Here is a 26,751-nt window from a genome sequence, read left to right on the forward strand (position 1 = left end):
AACACCGTCCGCCTGGAGAACGTTCTGGCGGAGCTCGAACCGATCTCGGTGTTCGACAGCCACCCGCCGATCCGCGTGCCCAGCGTGCGGAAGCGGCCGCCGACCAGCATGTGCGTCGCGGGATCGGTGAGGTTGAACTCCTTCTCACTGCGGAGGAACCCGTCGACGGCGTCGTTCAGCCGGTGCAGGGCGTCCATGCTTTGCGGGAGCACTGTCATCGAACACTTCCTCGCTGCGGCAACGGTTCCAGAGCCTGTCAGCCGGCGCCGCCGACCGACAGAGGCTTTCGGGTAATACGGGGACAACCCTGCCCGCAGTTCACGGGTTGCCCTCGTGGTTTCGATCACTGGGAACGCGAGCGCTGGAAGCGTCCGAGCGCGAGTACCTGCTGGGGGAGTGGACGCCCGCGAAGATCGCGACAGGTCTGCAGGACCGCGAGGTGAGGATCGACGTCACCTGCGCAGGCCAGTTCGTCCCGGTCGATGTGAGCGAAGTTCAGCGACCCGCGGCGATGACCGCGTCCGCGATCGCCTGATGGCCCGCCGGGGTGGGGTGCACGTCGCCCTGGTCGCAGTAGTGGGTGAGCGTGCACACCTCGGCGACCGGTGACGGGATCTCGCCGTACTTCGGGTCCTGGGTCAGGTCGGTCAGCGCGCCGTAACCACCGGTTCTGCTGGTGACGTCGACGTAGTTCGCGCCGAACTTCGCGTACTCGGCGGCGATCTCGCCGTTGAAGTCCTCGTACAGCTTGACCGACGCGCGGGCGACGTCCTCGCCGTTCGGGAACTCCGGGTTGACCCACGCGCCGAGGAAGACGTCCGGGTAGGACAGTCCGACGATCTTCACGTCCGGCGACGCCGCGCGCATCTTCGTGAGCATGGTGTCGATGTTGTTCTTGGTGTCGGTGGCCGCCGCCGTCGCGCAGCTGCCGGGGTCCTCGGCCACCGCGCACGGCTCCAGCAGGTCGTTGGCGCCGATCACCATCGTGACCAGGCCGACCTCGCCGGTGCGCAACGCGTCGACGGTCGCGTCGACCTGGGTCCTGCCCTCGGTCTCGGGCCCGCACGCGGGCTGGGTGAGGAGGTCTGCGGAGGTGGCGCCGTTGCAGGCCAGGTTGAGCAGGTGCAGGTTCTCCTGGCGGGCCACGATCTGCGCGAAGCTCTCGCCGATTCCCCCAGGTCCGTAGCCCGTGGCGTAGGAGTCGCCGAGCGAGACGTACGTGAGCTGGCCGGGCTGCTTGACGCTCTCGGTGTCGGGAGCGGCGCCGGGCAGGGCCGCGGTGCACGCGGTCAGCGTCAGCAGTGCCGCCACCGGGACCACGACCAGGGCAATCCTCGGCACGCGGGCTCCTTCTCATTCGACACCGATGTGTCGAGGGTACGCAACTCTCCGTGAGAGTGCTGTCAGCCCGCAGTGGTGACGGCGTCCGCGATGGCCTGGTGGCCCGCCGGGGTCGGGTGCACGTCGGTGCGGTCGCAGAAGTATGTGAGCGTGCACACCTTGGCGACCGAGGCGGGGATCTGGCCGTATTTGGGGTCCTGGGTGAGTTCGGCCAGGTCGCTGTACGCACCGGTCGATCTGGTGACGTCGGCGAACTTGGCGCCGAACTTCGCGTACTCGGCCGCGATCGTGGTGTTGAAGTCCTGGAACATCGTGACGGACAAACGGGCGATGTTCTTCCCGTTGGGGAAGGACGGGTTCACCCAGGCGCCGAGGAAGACGTCGGGGTAGGTCAGTCCGACGATCTTCACGTCCGGCGCGGCCTCCCGCAGCCGGGTGAGCGTGGCGGCGACGTTGGTCCTGATGTCGGTGACGGTCCTGGACGCGCACTGCACCGGGTCCTGGGCCACCGCGCACGGCACCAGGTCGTTGCCGCCGATCACGACGGTGACCAGCCCGGTGTTCTTGCCGCGCAACGCCTCAACGGCCGCGTCGAGCTGGGTCCGGCCGGCCGCGTCGGGCCCGCAGGCGGGTTTGGTGGCGAGGTCTGCGGAGGTGGCGCCGTTGCAGGCCAGGTTGAGGAGCTTGAGATCGGACTTCTTCGCCACGATCTGGGCGAAGCTCTCCGCGGGCCCACCGGGGGCGAGGCCGGTCGCGTACGAGTCGCCGATCGACACGTAGACCTGCTGCTGAGCCGGTGGCCGGGTGCTGCTCGACGTCGGTGCCGGCGCGGGTGCGGGCGGGGTCGAGGTGCATGCGGCCAGCGCCGTCAGCAGCGCCACGACCAGGGCGAACCTCGGCACATCTGCTCCAGCGGAATCGGAAGAGGGATGTGCCGAGGTTACGCGGCCGCCCGTGAGGGTCGTGTCAGCGGAAGCTGCGCAGGCGCAGGCTGTTGCTCACCACGAACACCGACGAGAACGCCATCGCCGCACCCGCGATCATCGGGTTGAGCAGGCCGAGCGCCGCCAGCGGGAGAGCGGCGACGTTGTAGGCGAATGCCCAGAACAGGTTGCCCTTGATCGTTGTGAGCGTGCGCCTCGACAGCCGGATCGCGTCGACCGCGGCGTTGAGGTCACCGCGCACCAGTGTGAGGTCGCTGGCCTCGATCGCGACGTCCGTGCCGGTGCCCATCGCCAGGCCCAGGTCGGCCTGGGCGAGCGCGGCGGCGTCGTTCACGCCGTCGCCGACCATCGCGACCACGCGGCCCTCGTCCTGCAGGCGCTTCACGACGTCGACCTTGTCCGCGGGCAGCACCTCGGCGATGACCTCGTCGATGCCGACCTCGGCCGCGACCGCTCGTGCCGCTGCCTCGTTGTCACCGGTCAGCAACACAGGACGCAAACCGAGCTTCTTGAGCCCTGCGACGGCTTCCTTCGACGTCGGCTTCACGGTGTCCGCCACGACGAGGACTGCGCGGGCCTTGCCGTCCCACGCGACCAGCACCGCTGTCCGGCCCTGACCTTCCGCGGCTTTCTTGGCCTCGGTGAGTGCCGGGTCGAGCTGGACGCTCCAGTCGTCGAGCAGCTCCGCGCGGCCGACGAGCACCGCGTGACCGTTCACAACGCCTTGCACGCCAAGACCTTCGACGTTCTGGAAGTCCTCGACGGCCGGCACCTCACCCGCCGCCTTGACGATGGCCCTGGCGATCGGGTGCTCAGAAGCGTGTTCCAGCGCGCCCGCCAGCCTGAGGACTTCTTCCTCGTCCTCGGTGGTGTGAACGCTCACCAGACTCATCTGGCCCGCGGTGACGGTTCCGGTCTTGTCGAGCACGACCGTGTCGACGCGGCGGGTGGACTCCAGCACCTCCGGCCCCTTGATCAGGATGCCGAGCTGGGCGCCGCGTCCGGTGCCGACGAGCAGCGCGGTCGGCGTGGCCAGCCCCAGTGCGCACGGGCAGGCGATGATCAGCACCGCGACCGCGGCCGTGAACGCCGCGCCCGCGCCGCCGCCGGTGCCGAGCCAGAAGCCCAGTGTGCCCACGGCGAGAGCGATCACGATCGGCACGAACACCGCGGAGATCCGGTCGGCCAGGCGTTGCACCTCGGCCTTGCCGTTCTGGGCGTCCTCGACCAGCTTCGCCATCTGCGCGAGCTGGGTGTCCGAGCCGATCCTCGTGGCCTTGACGACGAGCCTGCCGCCCGCGTTGACGGTGGCCCCGACGACCGCGTCGCCCGGCCGCACCTCGACCGGCACGGACTCGCCGGTGAGCATGCTCGCGTCGACCGCGGAGCTGCCTTCCTCGACGACGCCGTCGGTGGCGATCTTCTCGCCCGGCCGCACGACGAACCGGTCGCCGACCTTCAGCTGGTCGGTCGGGATCCGGACCTCACGGCCGTCCTTGAGGACCGCGACATCCTTGGCGCCGAGTTCGAGGAGTGCTTTCAACGCCGCTCCCGCGCGGCGCTTCGACCGTGCCTCGAAGTAGCGACCGGCCAGGATGAACGTCGTGACGCCCGCCGCGACCTCGAGGTAGATGTTGCCGGTGCCGGCCATCCGCTCGATGGTGAACGTGAACCCGTGCGTCATGCCTGGTGTGCCGGCGGTGCCCAGGAACAGCGCGTAGAGCGACCACAGGAACGCCGCGCCGACACCGATGGAGATCAGCGTGTCCATCGTCGCGGCGCCGTGCTTGAGGTTCGTCCACGCCGCCTTGTGGAACGGCCACGCGGCGTAGGTGACGACCGGTCCGGCGAGGGCGAGCGACAACCACTGCCAGTAGGTGAACTGCAGCGCCGGGATCATCGCGAGCGCGATCACCGGCACGGCCAGCACCACCGACGTGATCAGCCGCTGCTTGAGCGTGCTCGTCGGGACGTGTTCTTCCTCCGGTTCCTCGGCGGCGGGGAGCTCGGCGGTGTAGCCGGTGTCCTCGACGACCTTCACCAGGTCGGCCGGGGTGAGGTCGCCCGCGTAGCTGATGCGGGCCTTCTCGGTCGCGTAGTTGACCGAGGCCTCGACGCCGTCCAGCTTGTTGAGCTTGCGCTCGATCCGCGCGGCGCAGGAAGCGCAGGTCATGCCGCCGATCGAGACTTCGATGGTTTCAGTGGCCATGACCGCCCTCCTCGTGCGTTGTGAGCGTGAACTCGGCCGTGCGGACCTTGTTCTCGTGCTGGAAGTCCAGGAACAGCCGGTATGTACCGTCTGTCGGCACCTCGACCGCGAACTTCACCTGGTCGCCGTCCTCGGGGTGCACGTGCAGGTAGGCGAGGTCGGCTGCCCTCAGTGCGACCAGGTGTCCCTTGGCGCCCAGGTAGTTCTGCAGGTCGGTGACCGGTTGACCGTTCCTGCTGATCTGTACGGTCACGGTCGACGCCGCGTTGACGGAGAGGTCGCCCTGAAGGGTTACCTCGTAGCCGTCGACGGTGAACGTGCGACTGATCTCGTGTGTTCGCGGCTGGTACTCGCCGGCCTGCTGGATGTCGGCGCCGAGCGTGGTCTTGGGGCCGCCTTCCGGCTTGAAGTCGGCGAACACCCGGTAGCTGCCCGCCTCGTCGAGCTTGAGCGGCACCGACCACATGCCGTCCGGTGCCATCTCCGGGTGGACGTGCTGGAAGTTCGAGCCGTCGCGGCGGACGACGACCAGGTGCAGCCGCTTCTCGTGCTCCACGTCGAACCTGGTGACGGGCTTGCCGTCCGGTCCGTTGACGTGGAAGCCGAGCGAGGAGTTCTCGTGCAGCTTGAGCGTGTAGCCGTTGTCCGAGACGGACAGTCCCGGTGGGAGTCTGCCCGGTTCCTCCCGGTGCTCGTTGTGCTGCGCCATCGGTGTTTCCTGGTTCGGTGCCGGCCCGGCAGCGGCTCCGGCGGCCCAGGTGCCGCCGAAGATCACGGCCAGCGCCACGCCGTAGAGCGCGACGTTGTACCCGGTCCTCATCGCTCAGCCCGCCAGTTCGTAGCCGGCCTCGGCGACGGCGGCCCGCACGTCGTCCAGCGCGACCGGTGCGGTGCTGGTGACGGTGACCCTGCCGGTCTCCAGGTGAACGCTCACCTCGCTGACACCGCCGATCTGCGCGATCTCCTCGGTGACCGATGCGACGCAATGGCCGCAGGTCATGCCGGTGACGGTGTAGTTCGTGGTCTCGCTCATGGTCGATCTCCTCACGGGTTAGGAGCGGACCAGGCGGGCGATGGCGTCGCTGGCCTCCGCGATCTTCGCGTCGGCCGCGGTGCCGCCCTCGCTGATGGCCTGGCTCACGCAGTGCTTGAGGTGCTCGTCGAGCAGCCCCAGTGAGACCGCCTGCAACGCCCTGGTGGCGGCGGAGATCTGAGTGAGCACGTCGATGCAGTACTCGTCGTTCTCGATCATCCGCTGCAGTCCGCGGACCTGCCCCTCGATCCGGCGGAGGCGGCGCAGGTGGGCGTCCTTGTTCTCGGCGTAGCCGTGCATGTCTCGCTCCTTCTCCGGCCACCGCGCGGCCGGCTGGTGACGCCGGGGGAGCGGTGGGCTCAGCGCATTTATACCCTAGGGGGGTATGGGTATGTCAAAGGTTGCTGGTGCGGATGCTCTGTCCCGCGGTTATCTTGCGATCGTGGAAGATCGGCAGAAGCTCGCGCACGACACGGTCCGGCTGGCGGTGATCGTCGGCGCGCTCGGTGTCGTGTTCGGCGACATCGGCACCAGCCCGATCTACACGATCCAGACGGTCTTCAGCCCGTCGGACCCGCACCCGGTGCCCGTGAGCGTGGACAACGTCTACGGCGTGGTGTCGCTGATCTTCTGGTCGGTCATGATCATCGTGACGATCACCTACATCATGCTGGCGATGCGCGTCGACAACGACGGTGAGGGCGGCATCATGGCCCTGATCACGTTGCTGCGGCGGTGGAAGTCCAAGCAGGGCAGGAAGGCGGCGGCGACGCTGGCGGGGCTGGGGCTCTTCGGCGCGGCCCTGTTCTTCGGCGACAGCATGATCACGCCCGCGATCTCGGTGCTGTCCGCCGTGGAGGGCCTGAAGGTCGTCGAGCCGGAGCTGGAGCGGTTCGTCGTGCCGATCACCGCGGTGATCATCGTGGGGCTGTTCCTGGTGCAGCGCAGGGGAAGCGCGGCGGTCGGACGGTTCTTCGGGCCCATCATGATCCTGTGGTTCACAGCGATCGGCGCGGCCGGGATCGTGGGGATCGCGAGCCATCCGGAGATCCTCAGGGCGTTGTCACCGACATATGCGCTCGGGTTCTTGTTCGGGCACTTCGGCACCGCGTTCTTCGCGCTGGCGGCGGTCGTGCTGGCGGTGACCGGTGCCGAGGCGCTCTACGCGGACATGGGGCACTTCGGCCGACCGGCGATCGCGCGTGGGTGGTTGTTCCTGGTGCTGCCCGCTTGTGTGCTCAGCTACCTGGGGCAGGGCGCGCTGATCCTCGCGGACGAGAAGAACATCAGCGGGCCGTTCTTCCTGCTCGTGCCGGAATGGGGGCGCTGGCCCATGGTCGTGCTGGCGACGGCGGCGACCGTGATCGCCTCGCAGGCCGTGATCACCGGTGCCTACTCGGTGGCGTCGCAGGCCGCGCAGCTCGGGTACCTGCCGCGGTTGCGCATCGCGCACACCTCGGAGTCGACGATCGGGCAGATCTACGTGCCGTGGATCAACTGGCTGTTGATGGTGTCGGTGCTGACGCTGGTGTTCGCGTTCCGCAGCTCGGCGGCGCTGGCGTTCGCGTTCGGCATGGCGGTGACCGGCACGATCACGATCATGACGACGCTGTTCCTGTTCATCTCGCGGCTGAAGTTCAAGGCGCCGGCCTGGGCGATCGCGCTCGGGTGCGTGGTGCTGCTCGGCGTCGACCTGCTGTTCCTCGCCGCGAACCTGACCAAGCTGCTGCACGGCGCGTGGCTGCCGTTGCTGATCGCCCTCACCGCGTTCACGGTCATGACGACGTGGCAGCGCGGGCGGGCGATCGTCACGAAGAACCGCCGGGAAGCCGAAGGATCGCTGCAGGCGTTCATCGAGGAGCTGCACGAGCTGTCGCCGACGCGAGTGCCGGGCACGGCGGTGTTCCTCAACCGCGGCAAGGAGACCGCGCCGCTCGCGATGCGGGCGAACGTCGAGCACAACCACGTGCTGCACGAACGCGTCGTGGTCGTGTCGATCGAGACCGAGCCGGTGCCACGGGTGCCCCTGGACCGCCGGATCGAGGTCGACGAGCTCGGCTACACCGACGACGGCATCATCCACGTGAGCGCTCGCTTCGGGTACATGGAGACGCCGGACGTGCCCGCCGCGCTGGCGTTGCTGGACCCCTCGCAGACCGAGGGCGAGCTGAACCTCGACCAGGCGCGGTACTTCCTGTCGAAGATCGAACTGCAACGCGGTAAGGCGCCGACGATGGCGGGCTGGCGCAAGCGGCTGTTCGTCGCCACGTCCTACATCACCGCGGACGCCGCCGAGCACTTCGGATTGCCCCGAGAGCGAACAGTGATCATGGGCGCCCACATCGATGTTTAGCTGAGGGGCATGACCGAGGCCTACCAGCGGTACCTGGACCTGGAACCGACCACCGAAAGCCCGAAGGTGGTGCTGATCGCGGGCATTCCCGGCACCGGCAAGAGCACGCTCGCGGAGTCGCTGGCGCGCACGCTGCGCAGGCCGATCGTCTCGATGGACTGGGTGCAGGGCACCTTGACGCAGTTCCCCGAGCTGAGCGACGAGACCGCGCGAGCGTTGGTGGACCTGAACATCGTCGCGTTGATCGCCCGGCACGTGCAGCTCGGTGTCGACGTGATCGTCGACGTGGCCGGGCACACCCGGGAAGCCCGCGCACAGGTGCGTGAGCTCGTCGAACGGCTTGGTGGCGTGTTCGTCGGCGTCGAGTGCGTGTGCTCGGACGAAGGCGTGCACCGGTCACGCGTCGAGGGCCGGTCGCGAGGCATTCCTGGTTGGTACCCAACGGTTCCGTGGACGCACGTCGAGCGCATGCGCGGCCTGTGGGAGCCGTGGGAGGACGACCACCTGGTGCTCGACTCGGCTGTGGAGACTGTTGACAGCTCGGTGAAACGGGTCCTGGACGCGCTAGGCGACTGACATGTCGGGCAGCGGCCTGCGGCTGATGTCGCGGGCCTCGTCCGGCGGAACTCCCAGCATTCGCAACAGGTCCTCGGTGACCTGGTCGGTCGCCGCCGCGTCGTCGCGCTCGGGTTCGGCGTGCAGGAGCTGGCCGAGTGCCAGCACCGCGCCCGCGACGACCACCAGCGCCATCTCCGCGTCCGCGACGGTGAACCGGCCGGCCGCGAGCGCCGCGTCGATGTCCCTGCGTGCCCGCGGGGCCAGGCCCCTGCCCGACTTGGTCAGCTCGAAACCGTTGTGCAGCAACACCTTGCTGAGCTCCGGTAGTCGCCTGTGCAGACGTCCGGTGAGCCGGAAACTCTGCGCGAAGACGTGCGCGGTGTCGTCGAGGTCGCCGGTCAGCCCGTCGAGCACCTGCCCGAACGTGTCCAGCGCGTCTTCGAGAGCCGCGTGGAACAGGTCCTCCTTGCTCTCGAAGTGGTTGTAGAACGAGCCCATCCCGACGTCCGCGCTCTGCGTGATCTCCAGGATCGGGGCGTTGAGCTTCCCGTTCGCGATGAAGTCCTGCGCGGCGCGGATCAGCGCGGCACGGGTGCGGGCCTTGCGGCGCTCCAGACGGTTCTCGGTCACTCGAACAGCCTAGCTGAACGTCACTACTGACGAAATCCTCAGAATCTGCTTGACTGATGAGGTGTTCGTAACTGAGGATTTCGTCAGAAGGGAGTGGTGATGAGCGATCCACATGCCGGGCTGCACAGCGAGCAGGGCGCGCTGCCCGGCGAGCACCCCGGCCGGGTCCGTGATCCGATCATCAAGGCGCACGACCTGGCGTGGCTCGAGTTCACCAAGCCCGACCTGCGCAAAGCCGAGGAGTTCGGGACGGCGTTCGGGTTCACCACAGCGCTGCGCACCGACTCCGAGCTGCAGCTGCGCGGTACGGATCCCGGTGCGCCGTGCGTGCTCATCCGCAAGGGGCCGCGCGAACGGTTCCTGGGACCTGCGTTCCGGGCCGCTGATGGTCGTGACGTGCTGCGACTCGCCGACGTCGCAGGTGTGAGCCTTGACAGGCTGCCGGAGAGCATCGGCGGCGTGGGCGCGACGGTCACGGACCCGAGCGGGTTGCCGGTCAGGGTCGTGGCGGACATGCACGACCTGCCCGCGTTGCCCGCGCAGACGCCGCTCACGATCAACGCCGGAACCTCGACTACCCGTGTGAACGCTCTGCAACGGCCCGCTCGCGAGCCTGCGCGGGTGCGGCGGCTCGGGCACGTCGTCATCCAGACCACCCGGTACCGCGAGGTCCTCGACTGGTACCTGCGGCACCTCGGTCTGATCGTCAGCGATTTCCTGTTCTACCCGGGTCAACGCGAGCGCGGGCCGGTGATGAGCTTCATCCGCTGCGACCGCGGCAGCGTGCCGTCCGACCACCACACGCTGGCGCTCACCTTGGGCCCTGCCAACAGGTACGTGCACTCGGCGTACCAGGTCGCGGACCTCGACGCGCTCGCGGCGGGTGGTGAGTACCTGCTCGACCACGGGTACCGGCGGTCGTGGGGGATCGGCCGGCACATCCAGGGCAGTCAGCTGTTCGACTACTGGCGTGACCCGGACGGGTTCCTGGTCGAGCACTTCACCGACGGCGACCTGTTCGACTGCACGCTCGAACCGGGCTGGGCGCCGATGACGGCGTCCGGTCTGGCCCAGTGGGGACCGCCCGCCACCAACGACTTCCTCGGCGTCCGCCCGGCCGAGCTGATCGCCGTGGCCAGAGGGCTGCGCGAGGACAACGAATTCGACCTGCATCGCCTGCGAGGCATGCTGAAAGTGGCGACCTCATGAGCACCTCGATCCTGCGCACCGCCGACGCGTGGTGGGTCGCGACCGCGAACGGCGCCCGGCGAATCGACACCGCCGCCCGCACGACCGGCGAACTGCTGACGGGCACGATCACCACGGTCGGCTCGCCGGTCCGGGTAGACGAGCTGGAGCTGCTCTCGCCGGTCACCGCGCCGTGCCGGGTGGTCGCGCAGATGACCAACTACGTGTCGCACGTCGTCGACACCGGGCTGGACCCCCGGAGCACGCCGCTGACGTTCTTCCGCAAGTCGTCCGGCTCGATCAGCGGTCCGCACGACGACGTCGTGAAGCCGTCGCACGTCCGCCTGCTCGACTACGAGGCGGAGATCGGCCTGGTCATGGGCTCTGACAACCAGATCGCCGGGTTGGTGATCACCAACGACGTCTCCGCCCGCGACCTGCAGCTGCCGAAAACCCAGTTCTACGAGTCGAAGTCGTATCCGACGTTCACGCCGACCGGCCCGGTGCTGGTGCTGCTCGACGCCGGCGAGTTCGACAGGTTCGCGGACCTGCGGCTGCGGCTGTGGGTCAACGGCGAGCTCCGTCAGGACATGACCGCGGACGACATGATCTGTCCGCCGGCACAGGCATTGCGCGCGCTAACACGGTTCCAACGGCTCGATCCGGGCGATCTCGTGCTCACCGGAACGCCCGTTGGCACGGCATTGAGCGCGCCGGCCAAGCCCATGCAGCTGATCGGCTCGCTGCTGCCCGCCGCGACCAGGTGGCGGATGTTCTTCAAGTCCCAGGCGAAGAACCCCAAGTACCTCAAGGACGGCGACGTCGTCGAGATCGCCATCGGTACCGACGACGGCAAGCTCGACCTGGGGCGCCAGCGCACGGTGGTGCGGGCATGAGCACGTTGTGGCCGCGCTACTCCGCGCCCGAGGACCTCGCCGAGATCGAGTCGGTGCCGCTGGCCGACCGCGGCCTGCCCGACTCCACCTTCGCGCTGCTGAAGCGCGCCGCCGACCTGTGGCCGCACCGCAAGGCGATCACGTTCCTGCCGGACGTGACATGGACGTTCGGCGACCTGCTCCGGCACGTTCACGGCTACGCGAACTCGTTCCGGCGTCAGGGTTTCCTGCGTGGCGACGCCATCGCGCTGATGTCGGACGACCGCAGGGTGATGGTTCCCGCAATCCTCGCCGCGCAGCTGGTCGGGATCGCCATGCCGATCAACCCGGCGTTGTCGGATGAGCACGTCAGCGAGCTGCTCGCCCGTTCTGGCGCTCGTGTACCTGACCTCAGCGATCCTGGACCGTCCACATACGACGGTGAGCTGCCGAAGAGTTCAGACCTCGCGGCGTACTTCCACACCGGCGGCACGACCGGAGCGCCGAAGCTCGCCGCGCACACCCACGCCAACGAGGTCGCGAACTCCTGGATGCTCGCGGCGAACGAGCTGCTGGACGAGGACGCCGTGCTGTTCGCGGCGCTGCCGTTGTTCCACGTGAACGCGCTCATCGTCACGCTGCTCACGCCGTTGTTCAAGGGCCAGCACGTGGTGTGGGCCGGTCCGCTCGGCTACCGCGATCCCGCGCTGTACGGGGAGTTCTGGCAGCTCGTCGAGCGCTACCGGATCACGACGATGAGCGCCGTTCCGACGGTCTACGCGGTGCTGGCGCAGTGCCCGGTGAACGCCGACATCAGCAGCTTCCGGTTCGCGATGGTCGGTGCCGCACCACTCCCGCCCGCTGTCCGGAAAGCCTTCGAGTCGCACACCGGGGTTCCGCTGGTCGAGGGCTACGGGCTCACCGAGGCGACGTGTGCCAGCGCGCGGAGCTTCCCGGACGCGCCGAGGCCGGGCTCAGTCGGCCAGCGCCTGCCGTATCAGCAGGTGAACGTGCGGGATGGCGTGCTCGCGATCAGCGGCCCGACCGTGTTCGCGGGCTACGTGAAGAGCCCTGGTGAGCTGGAACCACCGGGGGAGTGGCTGGACACGGGTGATCTGGCGAGTGTCGACGACGACGGGTTCGTCCGGCTTTCCGGCCGGGCCAAGGACCTGATCGTGCGCGGTGGCCACAACATCGACCCGGCGGTGATCGAGGACGCGCTTCTGTGCCACCCGGCGGTGATGGCGGCGAGCGCGGTGGGACGGCCGGATCAGCACGCGGGCGAGGTCCCGGTCGCCTACGTGACGCTCGCCGGTGACGTCACGCCTGAGGAGTTGCGGGCGTGGGCAGGGGAGCGGGTGCCGGAGAAGGCGGCTGCTCCCAAGGAGATCGTGGTGCTGGACGCACTACCGCTGACGGCCGTCGGCAAGCCCTACAAGGTGGAGCTGAGGGCCGACGCCACCCGCCGCGCCCTGCACGACCTCGACGTCGAGGTCGTGATCGAAAACGGAACCGTCGTCGTCCTGGCCGCAGCGGAAGCGATGTCCGCGCTGGAGCAGCACACGGTGGCTTGGAGGCTCAAATGACCATCGCGTTCGCCGTTCTCGTCGCCCTCATCTTCATCGCGCTGGGAACCGCCAAGCTGCTCGCCCTGCCCATGGCACGCGAGCTGGCCACCCACTCGGGTTTCTCCGTCAGCGCCTACCGAGGTATCGGCGCTCTGGAACTCGCGGGCGCGGCCGGTGTCCTCGCCGGTCTGGCCCTACCGCTGCTCGGTGGCCTTGCGGGAGCAGGCCTTCTGCTGCTCCTCGCGGGCGCGCTGATCACGCACCTGCGCAACCAACACGCCCTCCAGCAGATCGCACCGGCCCTCGTGTGCGCGCTGCTCGTCATCGGATATCTGGTGGTACTGCTGTGAACCGCATCGACACGCATCAGCACATCGTCCCGCCTCGTTACGCGGAGTGGTTGAGGGAAAAGGGAATCAAGCCCGGCGGCGTGGACGTCCCGACCTGGTCGGAGAGCGCCGCCCTGGAGTTCATGGACGGTCACGGCATCCAGACCGGCATCCTCTCGCTCTCCACGCCGGGCGTGTACTTCGGCGATGTCGCCGAGGCCTGCCGCTGGGCCCGGGAGATCAACATCTACTGCGCCGACCTGCGCGACCGCCACCCCGGCCGGTTCGGCTTCTTCGCCACGCTGCCGATGCCCGACGTGGACAGCGCGATCGAGGAAGCCGAGTACGCCCTGGACGTCCTCCAGGCCGACGGCATCGTGCTGCTCGCCAACTACGAGGGCCGTTACCTGGGCGACGAGACTTTCCTGCCGTTGCTGGAGTTCCTGCACGAACGCGGTACGGCCGTGTTCGTGCACCCCGGCGAGCTGCCGGCGGAACCGGTGCCCGGCATCCCGGGGTTCACCGCGGACTTCCTGCTCGACACCACCCGCACGGCGATCAGCCTCATCCTGTCCGGCGCGATGGAGCGGTGCGCGAACATCAAGTTCATCCTCGCGCACGCCGGTGGGTTCGTCCCCTACATCGCCTACCGGATCCTGCTGACGATGGCGAGGGAGGGACTGGCGCCCAGTCTGGACGTGCTGAAGCGGTTCTACTTCGACATCGCGCTCTCGGCGACGCCCGCCGCACTGCCGAGTCTGCTGGAAGTCGCCGATCCGGACCACATCACCTACGGCAGCGACTTCCCGTTCGCTCCGCCGATCGCGGTGGACGCGATCAACGGCCTGTACGAGAAGTACCCGCTCGACCCGGCGCTGCGGGCCGCGATCGACCGCGGCAACTCCGAGGCCCTGTTCCCGCGTCTGAAAGGACAGTCGTGACCGACGTTCTCATCGTGGGCGGAGGCGGCGCCGGACTCACGGCCTCGATCCTGTTGTCCCAGCTCGGCATCGACACGCTGCTGGTGAACGCGAGGCCCGGCACGAGCGCGTTGCCCAAGGCGCACTACCTCAACCAGCGCACGATGGAGATCTTCCGCGACCTCGGCATCGCGGACGCCGTCTACGAGCGCGGCACGCCGGCGCGGCAGATGTCGCACACCGCCTGGTACGCCGGGCTGCGCGGCGACGACCCGGACTTCGGCCGCGAGTTCGGCAAGATCGAGTGCTGGGGTGCGGGCGGGCAGAACCCGGCGTGGGCGGCGGCCAGCGCGTGCCTGCCGGCGAACCTGCCGCAGATCCGCCTCGAACCGATCCTCAAGCAGCGCGCGGAAGAGCTCGGCACCGTCCGGTTCAACCACGATGTGACCGCTATCAGTCAGGGCGAGGACGGCGTCACCGCGACGATTCTGGACAAGGACACCGGCGAGACCTACCAGGTGCACAGCCGCTACCTGCTCGGCTGCGACGGCGGCCGCACGGTCGGCCCGGCGATCGGCGTCACGATGGAGGGCCACCGCGACGTCGCCCGCGTGGTCACGTTCCACCTCAGCGCTGACCTCTCGCAGTGGGCGCGCGATCCCGAGGTGCTGATCCGCTGGCTCTCCCTGCCCCAGCTGGGACTCGGCGGCGTGCTGGCACCCGCGGGTCCGAACAAGTGGGGCCCCGACTCCGAGGAGTGGATCTTCCACCTCAACTACCGCGCCGACGACGAACGTGCGCACGACGACGCCGCGGTGGAAGCCGACATGCGCAAGGCACTCGGCATCGACGTCTACGAGATCCACATGGTGACCCGCTGGTCGATCGAGGGCGTGGTGGCGGACAGGTTCCGCGACGGCAGGGTGTTCCTGCTCGGCGACGCCGCCCACCGCCACCCTCCGACGGGCGGCCTCGGCCTGAACGCGGCCGTGCAGGACGCGCACAACCTCTGCTGGAAGCTCGCCGCCGTCCTCAACGGACAGTCCAGCGACGCGCTTCTCGACACCTACGAGCCCGAACGCAAGCCCACCACCGCACGCAACGTGCAACGGGCCGTTGAGAACGCTCTCAACCACCTCGTGACCACCCAGACGCTCGGCCTCAGCCCGGAGCAGACCGAAGAGGATAACTGGGCGGCGCTGCGGCGGGTGTGGGGTGACCGGAGCGAGGAGGCGAGGCGCGCGGTCGCCAGCCAGTCGATGGAGTTCGACGAGCACAACGTCGAGTACGGCTACACCTACGAGTCGGCCGCGATCGTCGGCGACTGGACCGAACCGCCGCACAACCCGGACCCGATCCGCCTCTACCAACCGGGAACTCGACCGGGGCATCCGCTGCCGCACGCGTGGCTCGACGACGGGGTCCCGGTGATGGACCTGGTGCGGCCCGGCCATTTCCTGCTCATCGCAGGAGAGCAGGGTCACGACTGGCTCGCGGCTGCGGCGAAGGCGGCGGCGAGCCTCGGCGTGCCGGTCGACGCGGTCAGGATCGGTCACCTCGACGGAGACCACCTGGACCCGCGCTCGCAGTGGGCACGGTACCGCGGGATCACGGATCGAGGCGCGATCCTGGTGCGCCCTGATCGGTTCGTGGCCTGGCGATCAACGGGGGAGACCGCGAACCCCGCCGCGGAACTGGTCGAAACGCTGACCAGAATCCTCGGCCGCTGAGCAGTTGCGGCCACAGCGGCTGATGGGCGCCGCGGTCGTGGCTCGACCGCAGCGCCCGGTGAAGTTCTACAGCTTGTAGAAGTTCGAGTAGTGGTCCGGCGAGAAGTACACGACGCCGTTGTTGCGGTCGCGGACGATCCGGTACGCGTCCCGGGCGGCATTGCGGGCGCGCGGGTAGACGTCGTACTCCGAGTAGGTGTCGTTCAGCGGCAGCTGGCGCTCGCGGTTCGAGAACGTGCCGCCGGTGTAGTTGTACTGCCCGGTCGGCCAGCTGTACCAGCCGCTCGAGGTCGGCCAGCCCTTCGAGGCCCAGATGTCCCTGGCGGAGCGGGCCGCCGAACAGCGGGACTGGGTGCAGGAGCCGTAGACGGCGGCGTCCGCGGCGGGCGCGACGACCGTGGTCACGCTGAAAACGGACGCGACGATGGCGAGAGCGGCGAGCAGGCGACGTGTCCAGTGCGGTTGCAGGGTGTGCACTTCAAGACCTCCATCGGCAGGGAACCTGGATGTCGTGATCTTTTCTGTTGATCACCACCAGCCGGTGAACGGCAGGGAACCATTCGTGCAACGCCGACTGTGGCCTCTTCACGTTCGCACAGTTGTGGATGCGGTGGGTGGTCTTGGAGCAACCACGCCGATTCCACCCGCCTTGGCCCCGAACGCCCCAGTTGATCAACTCCGAACAGCGGATTGCGCGCGCTGCCACCGCCGATAAGTTTGTCCAATGGCAGCACGGAAACACCTCTTGGTGCTGTTGACCCTGCTCACCGCGGCCTGCACGGCCGAGCAGGGCGGCATGCCCAAGGCAGCACCGCAGGTCTCGTCCCCGTCGCCGGAGAAGGAGGCGTCCACAAAGGTCCGTGCCGTGGTCGACGGCCGCACCGTCGAGCTCGCCGACGGCACGAAGGCCCGCATCTCGCTGCTGGCCGAACCGTCGTCGTGCGCTGCCGCCGCTGCCCTGGAGTTCGCCACGAAGACGTTGCTGGACAAGGAGGTCCACGTCGGCAGCATCACGCCCGGTGAGGTGACGCTGCGGATGGAGGACGGCATGGACTACGCGCTGCTGGCCGTGAAGAACGGCATCCTGCGCACCACCGGCGTGGACGGCGGCCCGATGATGGACGCGGAGTCCAAGGCGTCGAAGGGAAAGCTCGGGCTGTGGGGGAAGGAGTGTCCGGCCTCGACGACTCCTCCGCCCCCGCCCCCTGCTGATTCCGCCAAGCCACCTCAGGAAACTCGGACACCGCCGGCGCCGCCCTCGCCGCCGTGCGTTGTCGTGTACCGGGTCAACAGCACCTGGCCCGGTTCGTTCCAGGCGGAGGTGACCGTGCGCAACGTCAGCGGTGCGTTGATCGACGGCTGGACGTTGCGCTGGCGGTTCCCCGACGGCCAGAAGGTGACGCAGATGTGGAACGCCACGTCGTCCCAGTCCGGCTCGGATGTGAGCGTTACCAACGCCGGCTACACCGCGCTGATCGTGGCCGACGGCTCGGTGTCGCTGGGGTTCAACGGGTCGGTGAACGGCGCGAACTCGGTGCCGTCGGCGTTCACGCTGAACGGCGCGACCTGCACTGCCGGGTGATCAGTTCTTCTGCCACCACTCGGTGACCACGCGGGCGTACTCGTCCGCGTTCTCCTCCCAGGCGAAGTGCCCGGCGTCGATCACGTCGAGCTTGCTGTTCGGCAGCTTGCCGTGCAGGAACTCGACGTTCGACGGCGGCACCACCGGGTCGTTCTTGCCGTTGAGCAGCTGGACCGGCGTGGTGATGGTGGGCAGCAACTCGGCCAGTTCCTTGAGCTGGGTCGGGTACGCGCGCACGTACGCCATCTGCTCGTAGAACCGCGTGCCCTGGTACGCGGCGAGGTAGTCCTGCCGGACCACGTCGGGCAGCTCGTAGCCGTCGATCGCGTCCATCGCGACGTTCACGACGTCCTTCGGGCCCATCGCCCGGTACTGCGAGATGTCCTCGTCGTGCACCCAGTCGTGCAGCGGGCTGCCCAGATCGGTGGGCACGAGCGCGCCGCCGCTGCCGACGACGACGCTGCGGAACCGGCCGGGGTTCGTGGCCGCGGCGAACAACACCGCGCTGGTGCCGACGTCCGGTCCGACGGCGTGCGGTTTTTCGAGACCGAACGCGTCGGCGATCTTCACGATGAACTCGCCCATCGCCTTCGGGGTCAGCAGGTCCGCGCGCAGCTCGGAGTGTCCGAAGCCGGGCAGGTCGACCGCGATCAGGTGAGCGTGCTCAGCAAGACGTGACCAGGTCGCGTCGTAGGCGTAGATGCTCTCCGGCCACGGGCTGAAGAGCAGGGCGGATGGCTTGTTCTTGGCGCTCTCGGCGTACCGGATCGACAGACCGTCGATGGTGCGGAAGCGGGGCTGGATCTGTGTCATGACTTCAATATGACCGGTCGTCTTAGCTTCGTCAAGAGTTTGAGACGACCGGTCATTTTCACGGGTCTAGCGGAGGAGGGTGTCGAACGCGATGGTGAAGAACGCGGCGAACGACGAGCCGTCCTTCGCCGCTCGTTCGCCCACGATCGCGCCTTCCCAGGCGTTGACCAGGAACCGGCCGAGCGTCTCGGGATCCTGGGTCGAGGTGATCGACCCGTCCTCCTGCGCCTCGCGGATCGCGGCCGTGATCGCGGCGGCCCAGTGGTCGAAGCCGCCCCGGACGCCCTCGCGGATCGCCGGGATGTGGTCGGCCGCCTCTGTGCTGAAGTTGCCGTAGACGCAGCCGCGTTCGTAGCCGAAGTCGACGATGTCCTTGGCGAGGAACTCGAAGTGCTCGCGCAGTCGTGTCAGCGGTGCCTTTTTCTTGTCCGCCAGCGTTTCGAGGTGGCGGGACTCGCCGTAGCGGTCCATCACGACGAGAGCGAGCGCTTCCTTGCTCTCGAAGTGGTTGTAGAACGAGCCCTTCGGGACTCCCGCGCTGTCGGTGATCAGCTTGACGCCCGCGGCGTTGTATCCGTGGCGGTGGAACTGCTCGTATGCGGCGTCGACGATCTGCTCCCGCACGCTGGCCCTGGGCATCCTTCCAATATGAGCGGTCGTCTCGGGATTCGTCAAGCCAGGTTGCGCTCGATGCCGTGCGCCGGGACCCGCAGGTGGTGGCGTAGCCGTCGTCGAGGATGCGGTCGAGTTGTGCTTGAGCCGGGCGGGCTGGGTGATCGTGTACGGGGTCGTGCGGTCGAGGTAGAGGACCTTGAGCTTGTCGCGCACACCGAGGTGGACGGTGGCGAGCGTGCCGGCACAGAGGTCGTGCAGGAACGGCGAGGCGAGGCGGCGCAGGTCGGTCTGGACGGGCGCGAGGGGTGGTGAGTGGCAGGTCGGCGCGCTGGCTGAGCTCAGTGAGGGGTGAGCCGGGGATGTTCCTCGTCGAACGCGGCGAGCAACGCGATCGTGCGCGCCACCACGGTCGCGCCCGGCACCGAGGTGTTCCCTGCCATGGGGACTTCCTTCCGCTCAGTGGAAGCCTACGGTCGACGGCGTGCGGTGCGCGTCCCTAGCGTTCGATCTCGTGACGACCAGTCAGCACGAGATCAGCGACGAGATCGCGAAGATCCAGGCCGACTCACCGAGGGGTGCGCCGCTGCTGGACTTCCCGCCGTACCGCAGCACGTTGCTGCGTCACCCGACCAAGGACCGGCAGCTGGTCGATCCGGAGGGCGCCGAGCTGCTCGCCCCGGTGTTCGGCCACTCCGACGTCGACCCCGTCGAGTCCGACCTGACGATCCAGCGCGGCGGCGAGCCCATCGGCGAACGCATCCGCGTGCACGGCCGGGTGCTGGACGGCGACGGGCGGCCGGTGCGACGTCAGCTCGTCGAGATCTGGCAGGCCAACGCCGCTGGGCGCTACTCGCACCAGGGCGATCAGCATCCGGCGCCGCTGGATCCGTTCTTCACCGGTGTGGGGCGGTGTCTGACCGACGACGACGGTTGGTATTCATTCACATCGATCAAGCCGGGGCCTTATCCGTGGCGCAACCACCACAACGCCTGGCGGCCCGCGCACATCCACTTCTCGTTGTTCGGCACCGACTTCACGCAGCGGCTGATCACGCAGATGTACTTCCCTGGCGACCAGTTGCTGTCGCTGGACCCGATCGCGCAGTCGATCTCCTCGCCGGGTGCTCTGGAACGGCTGATCGCCTCGTACGACCACTCGCGGTCCGAGCACGAGTGGTTGCTCGGGTACCGCTGGGACATCGTGCTGACCGGCAGCCACGCGACCTACCTGGAGCCGTCCGATGACTGAAGCGACGCCTGGGCAGACCGTCGGGCCGTTCTTCCACCACGCTCTGGCCTATCCCGGCGATGCCGAGCTGGTGCCGTTCGGGGCGGCTGGATCCGTGGTGCTGCACGGATATGTGTACGACGGCGCCGGGGACGTGGTGCCGGACGCGATGATCGAGATCCGGCAGGCCGACGCGGCCGGCGTGGTGCCCGCTGTCGGCGGGTCGTTGCGGCGGCGGGGTGCCGGCTTCACCGGTTGGGGGCGGTGCTGCACGGATTCTGCCGGGCACTACTGGTTCAGCACCGTTGAGCCGGGGGCGCCGTTCTTCGCGGTGACGGTGTTCGCGCGCGGGTTGCTCGACCGGTTGTTCACGCGGATCTACCTGCCGGGGGCCGATCTGGACGGGTTGACGGCCGCGCGGGAGTCCGACGGGCGGCTGCGGTTCGACATTCACCTGCAGGGGCCGTCCGAGACGCCCTTCTTCACGTTTCCGCGGAGCTGACCGTGCTGCCCGGGTCGTATCGCGCTGCCGGACTGGTGGACGACGCCGCACTGGTCCGGGCTCTGCTGGACGTCGAGGTGGCGTGGGCTCGGGTGCTGGGGACCTCGGTCTCGCTGGGGTCGTGGGTTCCTTCGCTGGACCCTGTCGAGGTCGAGGCCGCCGGGAATCCGGTGCTGCCACTGGTTTCGGCGTTGCGTGCTCGGGTTTCCGGTCCTGTCCACACTGGACTGACGAGTCAGGACGTGCTCGACACCGCGCTGATGTTGTTGGCGCGTGCGGTGTTTTCGCAGGTTTCTGCTGATTTGTCGCGGGTTGCTGCCGCGCTTGGGTCGCTGGCCGCTGAGCATCGGTCGAGTGTCATGGCCGGGCGGACGTTGACGCAGTTCGCGGTGCCGATCACGTTCGGGCTGAAGGCGGCTCGGTGGCTCGTCGGGGTGTTGGACTCGCTGGACGAGCTTTCCGTTGTGTCCGCTGGGTTGCCGGTGCAGTGCGGGGGTGCGGCGGGGACGTTGTCGCGGGCGGCTTCCCTCGTCGATCCTCAGGCCGGTGCCTCGGCTTTTGCCGGGTTTCTGGGGTTGGTGTGGCCGGGATTGCCCTGGCACACGTATCGGGCGCCGGTGACGCGCGTCGGCGACGCGTTGGTGCGGGTGTGCGACGCGCTCGGGGTGATGGCTGCCGATGTGCTGACGCTGGGGCGGCCCGAGATCGGTGAGGTGTCCGAGGGTGCGGTGGCCGGGCGGGGTGGGTCGTCGACCATGCCGCACAAGAGGAATCCGGTGCTGTCGGTGCTGGTGAACAGCGCCGGCTTGCAGGCTCCGCAGCTCGGGGCGCAGCTGCACCTGTGTGCGGCGCGGGCGGTGGACGAACGGCCGGACGGGGCGTGGCACGCGGAGTGGCCGGCGCTGCGGGCGCTGATGGAGCTCGCGGTGGTGGCGGCTTCGCAGGCGGCTGAGCTGGTCGAGGGGCTTGAGGTGCACGCGGACGTGATGGCGCGGCGGGCGGCTTCGGCGGCGGGTGAACTGCTGGCTGAGCGTGGCGGCGCGGATCCGGCTGGTGGGGAGTTGCAGGCGCCGCGTGGTGGCGGTGCGGATCCGGCTGGTGGGGAGTTGCAGGCGCCGCGTGGTGGCGGTGCGGATCCGGCTGGCGGGGAGCTGCAGGCGCCGCGTGGCGGTGGTGCGGATCCGGCTGGCGGGGACCTGCCGACCGAGCATGGCGGTGGTGCGGATCCGGTTCGTGGGGAGCAGTCGGTCGAGCGTGGTGACGCAGCTGATGCGGCCGGTGGGCAGCTGCTGGCTCCTCGTGGTGGCGGCGCTGATCCGGCCACCTATCTCGGGGCCGCGGAGGCGTTCGTCGACGCGGTGCTCGCTCGGAATCGATCCCGATTGGAGCCCCTCCGGGGGGAGCACGAGGTCCCCATCCCAATCGTCTCAGAGGGGTCTGACAGAAATGGCGACTGAGCTGAGCCTGACGCGGCTTGCGGGGTCGGAGTTCTCCGAGCGGGTGCTGGTCGTCGGTCCCGCGGTCGGGATGTCCGTGGCGTCGCAGTGGCGGGACTGCGCGATGGTGCTGGCCGGCGGCTTCGAGGTGATCGGGTGGGACCTGCCGGGCCATGGTTCCGGGTGTGCGGCGGACGGGGCGTTCACCGTGCAGGACATCGCGGATGAACTGTGTGCGCGCGTTGGGGCGTTGGCGGGCGGGCGACGGGTTGCGCATGCCGGTGGCTCGTTCGGGGGTGCGGTCGGGCGTGAGCTGGCCGCGCGAGGCGAGTGTTCGTTCGAGGCGGTCGTGTGTCTCGGCGAGCAGGGGCCGGGTGTGGTCGACGTGGATGAGAAGTCGTACGCGCTGGCTTGTGCGGCGTTGGCTCGTTATCGGGCGGGGGTCGCGGTCAAGCCGGTGCGGGAGTTGCACGACGTGGTGTCGCCTGCGCTGGCGGCGGTGTTGGTCCGGGTGCTTGAGGAGATGCGGTGTCCTACGACGACGGCATGAAGGTTCGGCGCGAGGTGCTCGGCGACGCGCATGTGGACCGGGCCGCGCCGGACGAGTTCACGCGGGACTTCCAGGATTTCATCACCCGGTACGCGTGGGGCGAGATCTGGACCCGGCCCGGGCTGGATCGGCGGATGCGGAGTGCCATCACGTTGACGGCGTTGATCGCGCGCGGGCATTGGGACGAGCTCAAGTTGCACGTCTCGGCGGCGCGGCGGAACGGGCTGAGCGTCGAGGAGATCGGCGAGGTGATCTTGCAGAGCGCGATCTACTGCGGTGTGCCCGCGGCCAACCACGCGTTCGCGGTGGCTCGTGAGGTTCTGAAGGAGGAGTCGTGACGCGCACGCAGGTCGGCATCGTCGGCGGCGGGCCGGCCGGGTTGATGCTCTCGCACCTGTTGTCGCTCAACGGGATCGACAGCGTTGTTATCGACAACAGGACGCGCGTGGAGATCGAGAACACGATCCGCGCGGGCATCCTGGAGGCCGACAGCGCCCGGCTGCTCGTGGACACCGGGGTGTCGGACCGCGTGCTGCGCGACGGGCATCCGCACGAGGGCATCGATCTGCGGTTCGGCGGCGAGAGCCATCGAGTCGACTTCCGGGCTCTGGTCGGCGAGTCGGTGTGGCTGTACCCGCAGACCGACGTGTTCGTGGACTTGGCTGATGCTCGCGCCCGTGACGGCGGCGATGTGCGGTTCGGTGTCAGCGCTACCACGGTGGACATCAACGAGCCCGCGATCCGGTTCGTCGACAGTGATGGCGTGCGCCAGGAAGTGCGATGTGAGGTGATCGTCGGAGCGGACGGGTCGCGGTCGGTCTGCCGCGCCGAGGTGCCGGAAGCGGTGCGCACGCACAGCTTCCGCGAGTACCCGTTCGCGTGGTTCGGGATCATCACGGAGGCGCCGCGCAGTGCGCCGGAGCTCGTGTACGCGCACTCGCCGCGCGGGTTCGCGTTGATCAGCCAGCGGACCGAGACGCATCAGCGGATGTACTTCCAGTGCGACCCGGAGACCGATCCCGCCTCGTGGTCCGACGACCGGATCTGGGAGGAGCTGCAGGCACGGGTGGCCGGGCCGGACGGGTTCTCGTTGCAGCAAGGGCCGATCACCGAGAAGACGGTGCTGCGGTTCCGGTCGTTCGTCGCGGAACCCATGCGGCACGGCAACCTCCTGCTCGCCGGCGACGCCGCCCACACCGTGCCGCCGACCGGCGCGAAGGGCCTCAACCTGGCGCTGGCGGATGTGCGCGTGCTCGCCGAGGTGATCGAACGGGCGTTGCTCAAGAACGACCGCGACGCGCTGGACGAATACGGGCCGCGGGCGCTGGACCGGGTGTGGAAGGCGCAGCACTTCTCCTACTGGATGACGACGATGCTGCACGCGCTGCCCGGCGCGACCGACTTCGACGTGCGGCGGCAGCTGGGTGAGCTGCGGTCGGTGGTCGGGTCGGAGGCGGGGTCGCGGTTCCTGGCCGAGGGCTACACCGGCTGCTGGCCTGCCTAGAACGGCAGCAGCTCGACCTCTCCGCCTCGGTGTCCTGGCGGGACCACGGCGAGGGCGTCGGCCAGCGCGGCGCCCCACAGCGAGCCGGGGCGGTCGTGGCCCACGGGGACGGCTTCGGCTCCGGTTCTGGTGACCGGGATCAGGCGGGTGTCTCCGGGGTGAGCGTTCACATCGCCCAGCCACGCGGTGATGGGTGGGCGGACGGTGCGGCCGCTGAGGGTGTCGAGGAGTGGCCGGAGCAGGGTCAGCACGGCGGCGAGGGCGGCGAACGGGTTGCCCGGCAGGCCGACGACGCAGCGGCCGTCGGGCAGGACTGCGAGCAGCATCGGGTGGCCCGGGCGGCAGGCGACTCCGCTGACGAGGATCTCGGCGTCGAGGCCGGCCAGCACTCGGCGGAGGTGGTCCGCCGGGCCGACCGAGGTGGCGCCGCACGTGACGAGGACATCGGCCGCGTCGGAGATCAGGGCGTCGACGAGGGCGGACGGGTCGTCGCGCAGGTGGGTGGTGCCCAGGAGGTCGGCTCCGGTGAGGAGGCCGGGGAGCATCGGGCCGATGGCGTCGCGGACCCGGCCTGGGCGGGGTGGGCCCGCTTGGAGGAGTTCGTCGCCGGTCACGATCACGGCTGCGCGCGGGCGGCGGTGGACGAGGAGGGAGTCGTGGCCCGCACCCGCGGCCAGGCCCAGAAGCGCCGGGGTGACGAGGGAACCGGCGGGGACGAGCTCGTCGCCTGCTGACCAGTCCTCGCCGCGGCGGCGGATGTGCTTGCCAGGTAAGAGGTTCGTCGCATCGCGGTGGCCGGGTGGGGGATTCGCCGGGCCGCGGCGCAGGTCATTGCCGGTGGTGGACAACTCCGAGACCGAGCAGAGCTCCACCGGGATCACCGAGTCCGACCCGTCCGGCACCGGCGCCCCGGTCGCCACCCCGAACGCCTCACCGGCCCCGAGTCGCACCTCGGGCACGGCATCTCCGGCGGCCACCCGCCCCACGATCGTCCACGGGCCGGGACCGGACACCGCGTAGCCGTCCATCGCCGAGGTGTCGCACGTCGGCTGGCTGGCCAACGCCTGCACGCCGGCGGCCAGCGCCAGGCCGAGAGCATCCGGCAAGGGCAGTTCAAGACCCTCCAGCGGCTTGGCGGCCAGGCGGGCCGTCTCGCGGGCGAGATTCCAGGGCATGTCCATCGCGGCTCCCGTGGTATAGCCTACCTCATACTGTATGCAATCCTCGGGACGGGGTGAAGGGCATGCCAGTCGCGACTTACGTACGTGATCACGTCGGCAGGCTCTACCGGGTGGGGGAGACCGACGTCGAGGTGTCGGGGCGCTCGCGCCGCACGGTGTTGTGGGCGGCTTGGGCGGCGATGCTCGCGGCCGGCATCGGGCAGTACGGCTTCGGCGCGTTGATCCCGCAGTTGCAGGACCGGTGGAGTGTTCCGGAGTTGTTCTGGGCGCTGGCGTTGTGGACGGTGTGCCAGGCGGGCACGGCGTTTCCGGCGGCGTGGCTGCGTGAGCAGAAGAGACTGACCTCCACCGGAGCCATGTGGATCGGCGCGATCCTCACCGGCGCGGGGTTCTTCACGCTCGGGCGGGGGCAGCTCGTCGGGTACGCCGTGCTCGGCGGCATCGGCGCGGGGTTGATCTACGCGACGTGCCTCGGCACGATCGTCCGCTGGTATCCGGAGCGCGTCACCAGGAAGGTCGCGTTCGTCAGCGGCGCGTTCGCCTACGGGTCGGTGCCGTTCGCGCTGGCCACCGGCCTCCTTCTGCAGAACGTGACCGGCTTCCTCACGCAAACGGCGATCGCGATCGTCGCCGCCACAGCCGTCGCCGGGGCGTTGATGAAGGACCCGCCCGAGCACTGGTGGCCTGCGCACGTCCCGCCGCGCGAGTGGGCACTGGACCGGGCGCGAGTGCCGAACCGGTTCGCGCTCAAGGAGTTCCGGACGCACGAGGCCATGCGGTGCGGCACGTTCTGGTGGCTGTACGGCGGTGTGGCGTTCGCGGCGGCGGTGTCGCTCTACGACTTGGCTTACCTGCCGCTGTTCGTGGGCAGCAAGGTGCTCGGTGTCATCGCCCTCGCCACGCTCGCCGCGGCCACGGGCACCGGACGTGTGCTGGTCGGGTGGATCTCGGACAAGATCGGGCGCAGGAAGGCGCTCGTCTGGACGTTGGCCACCGGAGGTGTGGCGCAGTTCGTGTTGCTGTACTCCCAGAACGTCACGGGGCTGCTCATCGGGGCCGCGCTGGCGGGCCTCGGCACCGGGTGCTGCTACTCGTTGCTGGTCGGCCTCACCAGGGAGTACTTCGGCGAGACGAACGGCGCGCGGAACTTCGGCGTCCTCTACACGGCGAAGGCAGCGGGAGCACTGATCGCGGCGATGGTCCTGGTGTCGCAGGGGCCGACGTTCGCGTTCGTCGCGGCCGGAGTGCTCGGCCTGGCGGGCTCGGTGCTCACGAGGCAGCTGTCGCAGCCGGGAAGGCCGCGCCTGTGAGCCGGGTGCCGAGGCTCACGAAAGGGTGGCACCAGACGCCGTCCGAAGGTTGTTGCCTGATGGAGCTGACGTCGGTGCTCGCGGGCGAGGTGTGGTCGGACCGGCCCGCCTGCGTGCACCCGGTGCTGGCGTGCGTGGCGCGGTGCGTCAACGATCAGTCCACAGAGGATGGACGGCGCAAGTTGCTGCCGTTCGCCACCAGGTTGATCGGGACGGAGAAGGCGAAGGCAGCGCAGCAGATCACCGCGCACTGCCTGAGGAGAAGCGGCACCAATGCTCCGAGGTGGTGGCCGCGCGACTGGAAGGTCGCGAGGGCGGTGCGGGCCTTGCGCGGGGACGAGGTGTTGCGGCG

At 69.0% G+C, this 26,751-nt stretch carries 29 protein-coding genes; 17 read left to right on the forward strand and 12 right to left on the reverse strand.

The features are described from left to right. Nucleotides 1-218 (reverse strand): hypothetical protein (locus tag ABZX92_RS19030; protein ID WP_355560700.1); only part of this gene is annotated, 218 nt, incomplete at its 3' end. Between the two features lie 107 nt (nt 219-325). Between ABZX92_RS19030 and ABZX92_RS19035 the strand changes: the two genes are divergently transcribed. Beyond that, the gene (locus ABZX92_RS19035) at nt 326-535 is read left to right on the forward strand and encodes a hypothetical protein (protein ID WP_355560703.1); all 210 of its coding nucleotides are present in this window, start codon (nt 326-328) and stop codon (nt 533-535) included. On the opposite strand, the gene ABZX92_RS19040 is transcribed toward ABZX92_RS19035, so the two are convergent. From ABZX92_RS19040 to ABZX92_RS19065, 6 genes are all read right to left on the reverse strand, one after another. After that, nucleotides 496-1,341, reverse strand: coding sequence for a GDSL-type esterase/lipase family protein (locus ABZX92_RS19040; protein WP_355560706.1), 846 nt, complete (start codon nt 1,339-1,341; stop codon nt 496-498). The two genes, ABZX92_RS19035 and ABZX92_RS19040, sit on opposite strands and share 40 nt — an antisense overlap. 62 nt (nt 1,342-1,403) lie before the next feature. Next, complete coding sequence (locus ABZX92_RS19045; RefSeq protein WP_355560709.1) at nt 1,404-2,243, reverse strand: GDSL-type esterase/lipase family protein; 840 nt, start codon at nt 2,241-2,243, stop codon at nt 1,404-1,406. Nucleotides 2,244-2,307: 64 nt separating this feature from the next. Next, nucleotides 2,308-4,494, reverse strand: coding sequence for a heavy metal translocating P-type ATPase (locus ABZX92_RS19050; protein WP_355560711.1), 2,187 nt, complete (start codon nt 4,492-4,494; stop codon nt 2,308-2,310). Beyond that, complete coding sequence (locus ABZX92_RS19055; RefSeq protein WP_355560714.1) at nt 4,484-5,314, reverse strand: hypothetical protein; 831 nt, start codon at nt 5,312-5,314, stop codon at nt 4,484-4,486. The genes ABZX92_RS19050 and ABZX92_RS19055 overlap by 11 nt, the downstream gene beginning before the upstream one ends. Nucleotides 5,315-5,317: 3 nt before the next feature. Continuing rightward, nucleotides 5,318-5,527, reverse strand: coding sequence for a heavy-metal-associated domain-containing protein (locus ABZX92_RS19060; RefSeq protein WP_355560717.1), 210 nt, complete (start codon nt 5,525-5,527; stop codon nt 5,318-5,320). An 18-nt stretch (nt 5,528-5,545) separates the two neighbouring features. Then, the gene (locus ABZX92_RS19065; RefSeq protein ID WP_045310143.1) at nt 5,546-5,827 is read right to left on the reverse strand and encodes a metal-sensitive transcriptional regulator; all 282 of its coding nucleotides are present in this window, start codon (nt 5,825-5,827) and stop codon (nt 5,546-5,548) included. A gap of 142 nt (nt 5,828-5,969) precedes the next feature. Here ABZX92_RS19065 and ABZX92_RS19070 point away from each other — a divergent pair, with 142 nt between their 5' ends. After that, complete coding sequence (locus tag ABZX92_RS19070; RefSeq protein WP_355560720.1) at nt 5,970-7,880, forward strand: potassium transporter Kup; 1,911 nt, start codon at nt 5,970-5,972, stop codon at nt 7,878-7,880. Nucleotides 7,881-7,889: 9 nt separating this feature from the next. Continuing rightward, complete coding sequence (locus tag ABZX92_RS19075) at nt 7,890-8,456, forward strand: AAA family ATPase (RefSeq protein WP_355560723.1); 567 nt, start codon at nt 7,890-7,892, stop codon at nt 8,454-8,456. Here ABZX92_RS19075 and ABZX92_RS19080 read toward each other — a convergent pair. After that, nucleotides 8,445-9,068 carry a TetR/AcrR family transcriptional regulator gene (locus tag ABZX92_RS19080; protein WP_355560726.1) on the reverse strand — a complete coding sequence of 208 codons (624 nt, stop codon included), beginning with the start codon at nt 9,066-9,068 and terminating at the stop codon, nt 8,445-8,447. The two genes, ABZX92_RS19075 and ABZX92_RS19080, sit on opposite strands and share 12 nt — an antisense overlap. A 99-nt stretch (nt 9,069-9,167) precedes the next feature. Between ABZX92_RS19080 and ABZX92_RS19085 the strand changes: the two genes are divergently transcribed. Genes ABZX92_RS19085 through ABZX92_RS19110 form a run of 6 tightly spaced genes read left to right on the forward strand, consistent with a single transcriptional unit; the run spans nt 9,168 to nt 15,678 of the window. Then, entirely contained in the window at nt 9,168-10,277 is a 1,110-nt protein-coding gene (locus ABZX92_RS19085; protein ID WP_355560728.1) for a VOC family protein, read from the forward strand. Then, nucleotides 10,274-11,152, forward strand: a complete 879-nt coding sequence (locus tag ABZX92_RS19090; RefSeq protein ID WP_355560731.1) for a fumarylacetoacetate hydrolase family protein — start codon at nt 10,274-10,276, stop codon at nt 11,150-11,152. The genes ABZX92_RS19085 and ABZX92_RS19090 overlap by 4 nt, the downstream gene beginning before the upstream one ends. Next, the gene (locus ABZX92_RS19095; RefSeq protein ID WP_355560734.1) at nt 11,149-12,717 is read left to right on the forward strand and encodes an AMP-binding protein; all 1,569 of its coding nucleotides are present in this window, start codon (nt 11,149-11,151) and stop codon (nt 12,715-12,717) included. The genes ABZX92_RS19090 and ABZX92_RS19095 overlap by 4 nt, the downstream gene beginning before the upstream one ends. After that, entirely contained in the window at nt 12,714-13,049 is a 336-nt protein-coding gene (locus tag ABZX92_RS19100) for a DoxX family protein (protein WP_355560737.1), read from the forward strand. The genes ABZX92_RS19095 and ABZX92_RS19100 overlap by 4 nt, the downstream gene beginning before the upstream one ends. After that, nucleotides 13,046-13,969, forward strand: a complete 924-nt coding sequence (locus ABZX92_RS19105) for an amidohydrolase family protein (protein ID WP_355560740.1) — start codon at nt 13,046-13,048, stop codon at nt 13,967-13,969. Before ABZX92_RS19100 ends, ABZX92_RS19105 begins: the two co-directional genes overlap by 4 nt. Further along, entirely contained in the window at nt 13,966-15,678 is a 1,713-nt protein-coding gene (locus ABZX92_RS19110) for an FAD-dependent monooxygenase (protein WP_355560743.1), read from the forward strand. Before ABZX92_RS19105 ends, ABZX92_RS19110 begins: the two co-directional genes overlap by 4 nt. Before the next feature lie 66 nt (nt 15,679-15,744). Here ABZX92_RS19110 and ABZX92_RS19115 read toward each other — a convergent pair whose 3' ends face one another. Continuing rightward, nucleotides 15,745-16,155, reverse strand: a complete 411-nt coding sequence (locus tag ABZX92_RS19115; protein ID WP_355560746.1) for a ribonuclease domain-containing protein — start codon at nt 16,153-16,155, stop codon at nt 15,745-15,747. A 247-nt stretch (nt 16,156-16,402) separates the two neighbouring features. Between ABZX92_RS19115 and ABZX92_RS19120 the strand changes: the two genes are divergently transcribed. Continuing rightward, the gene (locus ABZX92_RS19120; RefSeq protein WP_355560749.1) at nt 16,403-17,260 is read left to right on the forward strand and encodes a cellulose-binding domain-containing protein; all 858 of its coding nucleotides are present in this window, start codon (nt 16,403-16,405) and stop codon (nt 17,258-17,260) included. Here ABZX92_RS19120 and ABZX92_RS19125 read toward each other — a convergent pair whose 3' ends face one another. Together ABZX92_RS19125 and ABZX92_RS19130 are read right to left on the reverse strand one after the other, a co-directional pair. Next, nucleotides 17,261-18,073: an alpha/beta hydrolase gene (locus ABZX92_RS19125; protein ID WP_355560752.1), complete on the reverse strand. Its 813-nt coding sequence runs from the start codon at nt 18,071-18,073 to the stop codon at nt 17,261-17,263. 66 nt (nt 18,074-18,139) lie between these two features. After that, on the reverse strand, nt 18,140-18,901 hold the full coding sequence (locus ABZX92_RS19130) for a TetR/AcrR family transcriptional regulator (RefSeq protein ID WP_355560755.1): 762 nt from the start codon (nt 18,899-18,901) through the stop codon (nt 18,140-18,142). A 319-nt stretch (nt 18,902-19,220) separates the two neighbouring features. Here ABZX92_RS19130 and pcaH point away from each other — a divergent pair, with 319 nt between their 5' ends. From pcaH to ABZX92_RS19160, 6 genes are read left to right on the forward strand one after another with little or no spacing between them, the layout of a single operon-like run. Beyond that, a complete protein-coding gene (pcaH, locus tag ABZX92_RS19135) occupies nt 19,221-19,937 on the forward strand; it encodes a protocatechuate 3,4-dioxygenase subunit beta (RefSeq protein WP_355560863.1) in 717 nt (238 codons plus the stop codon). Continuing rightward, nucleotides 19,930-20,418, forward strand: coding sequence for a protocatechuate 3,4-dioxygenase subunit alpha (locus ABZX92_RS19140; RefSeq protein WP_355560757.1), 489 nt, complete (start codon nt 19,930-19,932; stop codon nt 20,416-20,418). The genes pcaH and ABZX92_RS19140 overlap by 8 nt, the downstream gene beginning before the upstream one ends. 2 nt (nt 20,419-20,420) lie before the next feature. Then, entirely contained in the window at nt 20,421-21,875 is a 1,455-nt protein-coding gene (locus ABZX92_RS19145; RefSeq protein WP_355560759.1) for a lyase family protein, read from the forward strand. Then, nucleotides 21,865-22,404 carry an alpha/beta hydrolase gene (locus tag ABZX92_RS19150; RefSeq protein ID WP_355560762.1) on the forward strand — a complete coding sequence of 180 codons (540 nt, stop codon included), beginning with the start codon at nt 21,865-21,867 and terminating at the stop codon, nt 22,402-22,404. Before ABZX92_RS19145 ends, ABZX92_RS19150 begins: the two co-directional genes overlap by 11 nt. Continuing rightward, complete coding sequence (locus ABZX92_RS19155; protein WP_355560864.1) at nt 22,401-22,742, forward strand: carboxymuconolactone decarboxylase family protein; 342 nt, start codon at nt 22,401-22,403, stop codon at nt 22,740-22,742. Before ABZX92_RS19150 ends, ABZX92_RS19155 begins: the two co-directional genes overlap by 4 nt. Continuing rightward, nucleotides 22,739-23,908, forward strand: a complete 1,170-nt coding sequence (locus ABZX92_RS19160; protein WP_355560764.1) for a 4-hydroxybenzoate 3-monooxygenase — start codon at nt 22,739-22,741, stop codon at nt 23,906-23,908. The genes ABZX92_RS19155 and ABZX92_RS19160 overlap by 4 nt, the downstream gene beginning before the upstream one ends. Here the strand turns inward: ABZX92_RS19160 and ABZX92_RS19165 are convergent. After that, the gene (locus tag ABZX92_RS19165) at nt 23,905-25,089 is read right to left on the reverse strand and encodes a molybdopterin molybdotransferase MoeA (protein WP_355560766.1); all 1,185 of its coding nucleotides are present in this window, start codon (nt 25,087-25,089) and stop codon (nt 23,905-23,907) included. The genes ABZX92_RS19160 and ABZX92_RS19165 overlap by 4 nt on opposite strands. Nucleotides 25,090-25,151: 62 nt before the next feature. On the opposite strand from ABZX92_RS19165, the gene ABZX92_RS19170 reads away from it, so the two are divergent. Further along, nucleotides 25,152-26,399: an MFS transporter gene (locus ABZX92_RS19170; RefSeq protein ID WP_355560769.1), complete on the forward strand. Its 1,248-nt coding sequence runs from the start codon at nt 25,152-25,154 to the stop codon at nt 26,397-26,399. Nucleotides 26,400-26,751 lie beyond the last annotated feature (352 nt).

The organism is Lentzea sp. NPDC006480 (assembly GCF_040611995.1).
Lineage (GTDB): Bacteria > Actinomycetota > Actinomycetes > Mycobacteriales > Pseudonocardiaceae > Lentzea.

Bases quoted from the DNA above. Each gene is read 5' to 3' on its own strand.
- ABZX92_RS19050 (WP_355560711.1), bottom strand. From the start codon at position 4,494: ATGGCCACTGAAACCATCGAAGTCTCGATCGGCGGCATGACCTGCGCT.
- ABZX92_RS19055 (WP_355560714.1), bottom strand. From the start codon at position 5,314: ATGAGGACCGGGTACAACGTCGCGCTCTACGGCGTGGCGCTGGCCGTG.
- ABZX92_RS19060 (WP_355560717.1), bottom strand. From the start codon at position 5,527: ATGAGCGAGACCACGAACTACACCGTCACCGGCATGACCTGCGGCCAT.
- ABZX92_RS19065 (WP_045310143.1), bottom strand. From the start codon at position 5,827: ATGCACGGCTACGCCGAGAACAAGGACGCCCACCTGCGCCGCCTCCGC.
- ABZX92_RS19075 (WP_355560723.1), top strand. From the start codon at position 7,890: ATGACCGAGGCCTACCAGCGGTACCTGGACCTGGAACCGACCACCGAA.
- ABZX92_RS19085 (WP_355560728.1), top strand. From the start codon at position 9,168: ATGAGCGATCCACATGCCGGGCTGCACAGCGAGCAGGGCGCGCTGCCC.
- ABZX92_RS19090 (WP_355560731.1), top strand. From the start codon at position 10,274: ATGAGCACCTCGATCCTGCGCACCGCCGACGCGTGGTGGGTCGCGACC.
- ABZX92_RS19095 (WP_355560734.1), top strand. From the start codon at position 11,149: ATGAGCACGTTGTGGCCGCGCTACTCCGCGCCCGAGGACCTCGCCGAG.
- ABZX92_RS19100 (WP_355560737.1), top strand. From the start codon at position 12,714: ATGACCATCGCGTTCGCCGTTCTCGTCGCCCTCATCTTCATCGCGCTG.
- ABZX92_RS19120 (WP_355560749.1), top strand. From the start codon at position 16,403: ATGGCAGCACGGAAACACCTCTTGGTGCTGTTGACCCTGCTCACCGCG.
- ABZX92_RS19125 (WP_355560752.1), bottom strand. From the start codon at position 18,073: ATGACACAGATCCAGCCCCGCTTCCGCACCATCGACGGTCTGTCGATC.
- ABZX92_RS19140 (WP_355560757.1), top strand. From the start codon at position 19,930: ATGACTGAAGCGACGCCTGGGCAGACCGTCGGGCCGTTCTTCCACCAC.
- ABZX92_RS19150 (WP_355560762.1), top strand. From the start codon at position 21,865: ATGGCGACTGAGCTGAGCCTGACGCGGCTTGCGGGGTCGGAGTTCTCC.
- ABZX92_RS19155 (WP_355560864.1), top strand. From the start codon at position 22,401: ATGAAGGTTCGGCGCGAGGTGCTCGGCGACGCGCATGTGGACCGGGCC.
- ABZX92_RS19165 (WP_355560766.1), bottom strand. From the start codon at position 25,089: ATGGACATGCCCTGGAATCTCGCCCGCGAGACGGCCCGCCTGGCCGCC.
- ABZX92_RS19170 (WP_355560769.1), top strand. From the start codon at position 25,152: ATGCCAGTCGCGACTTACGTACGTGATCACGTCGGCAGGCTCTACCGG.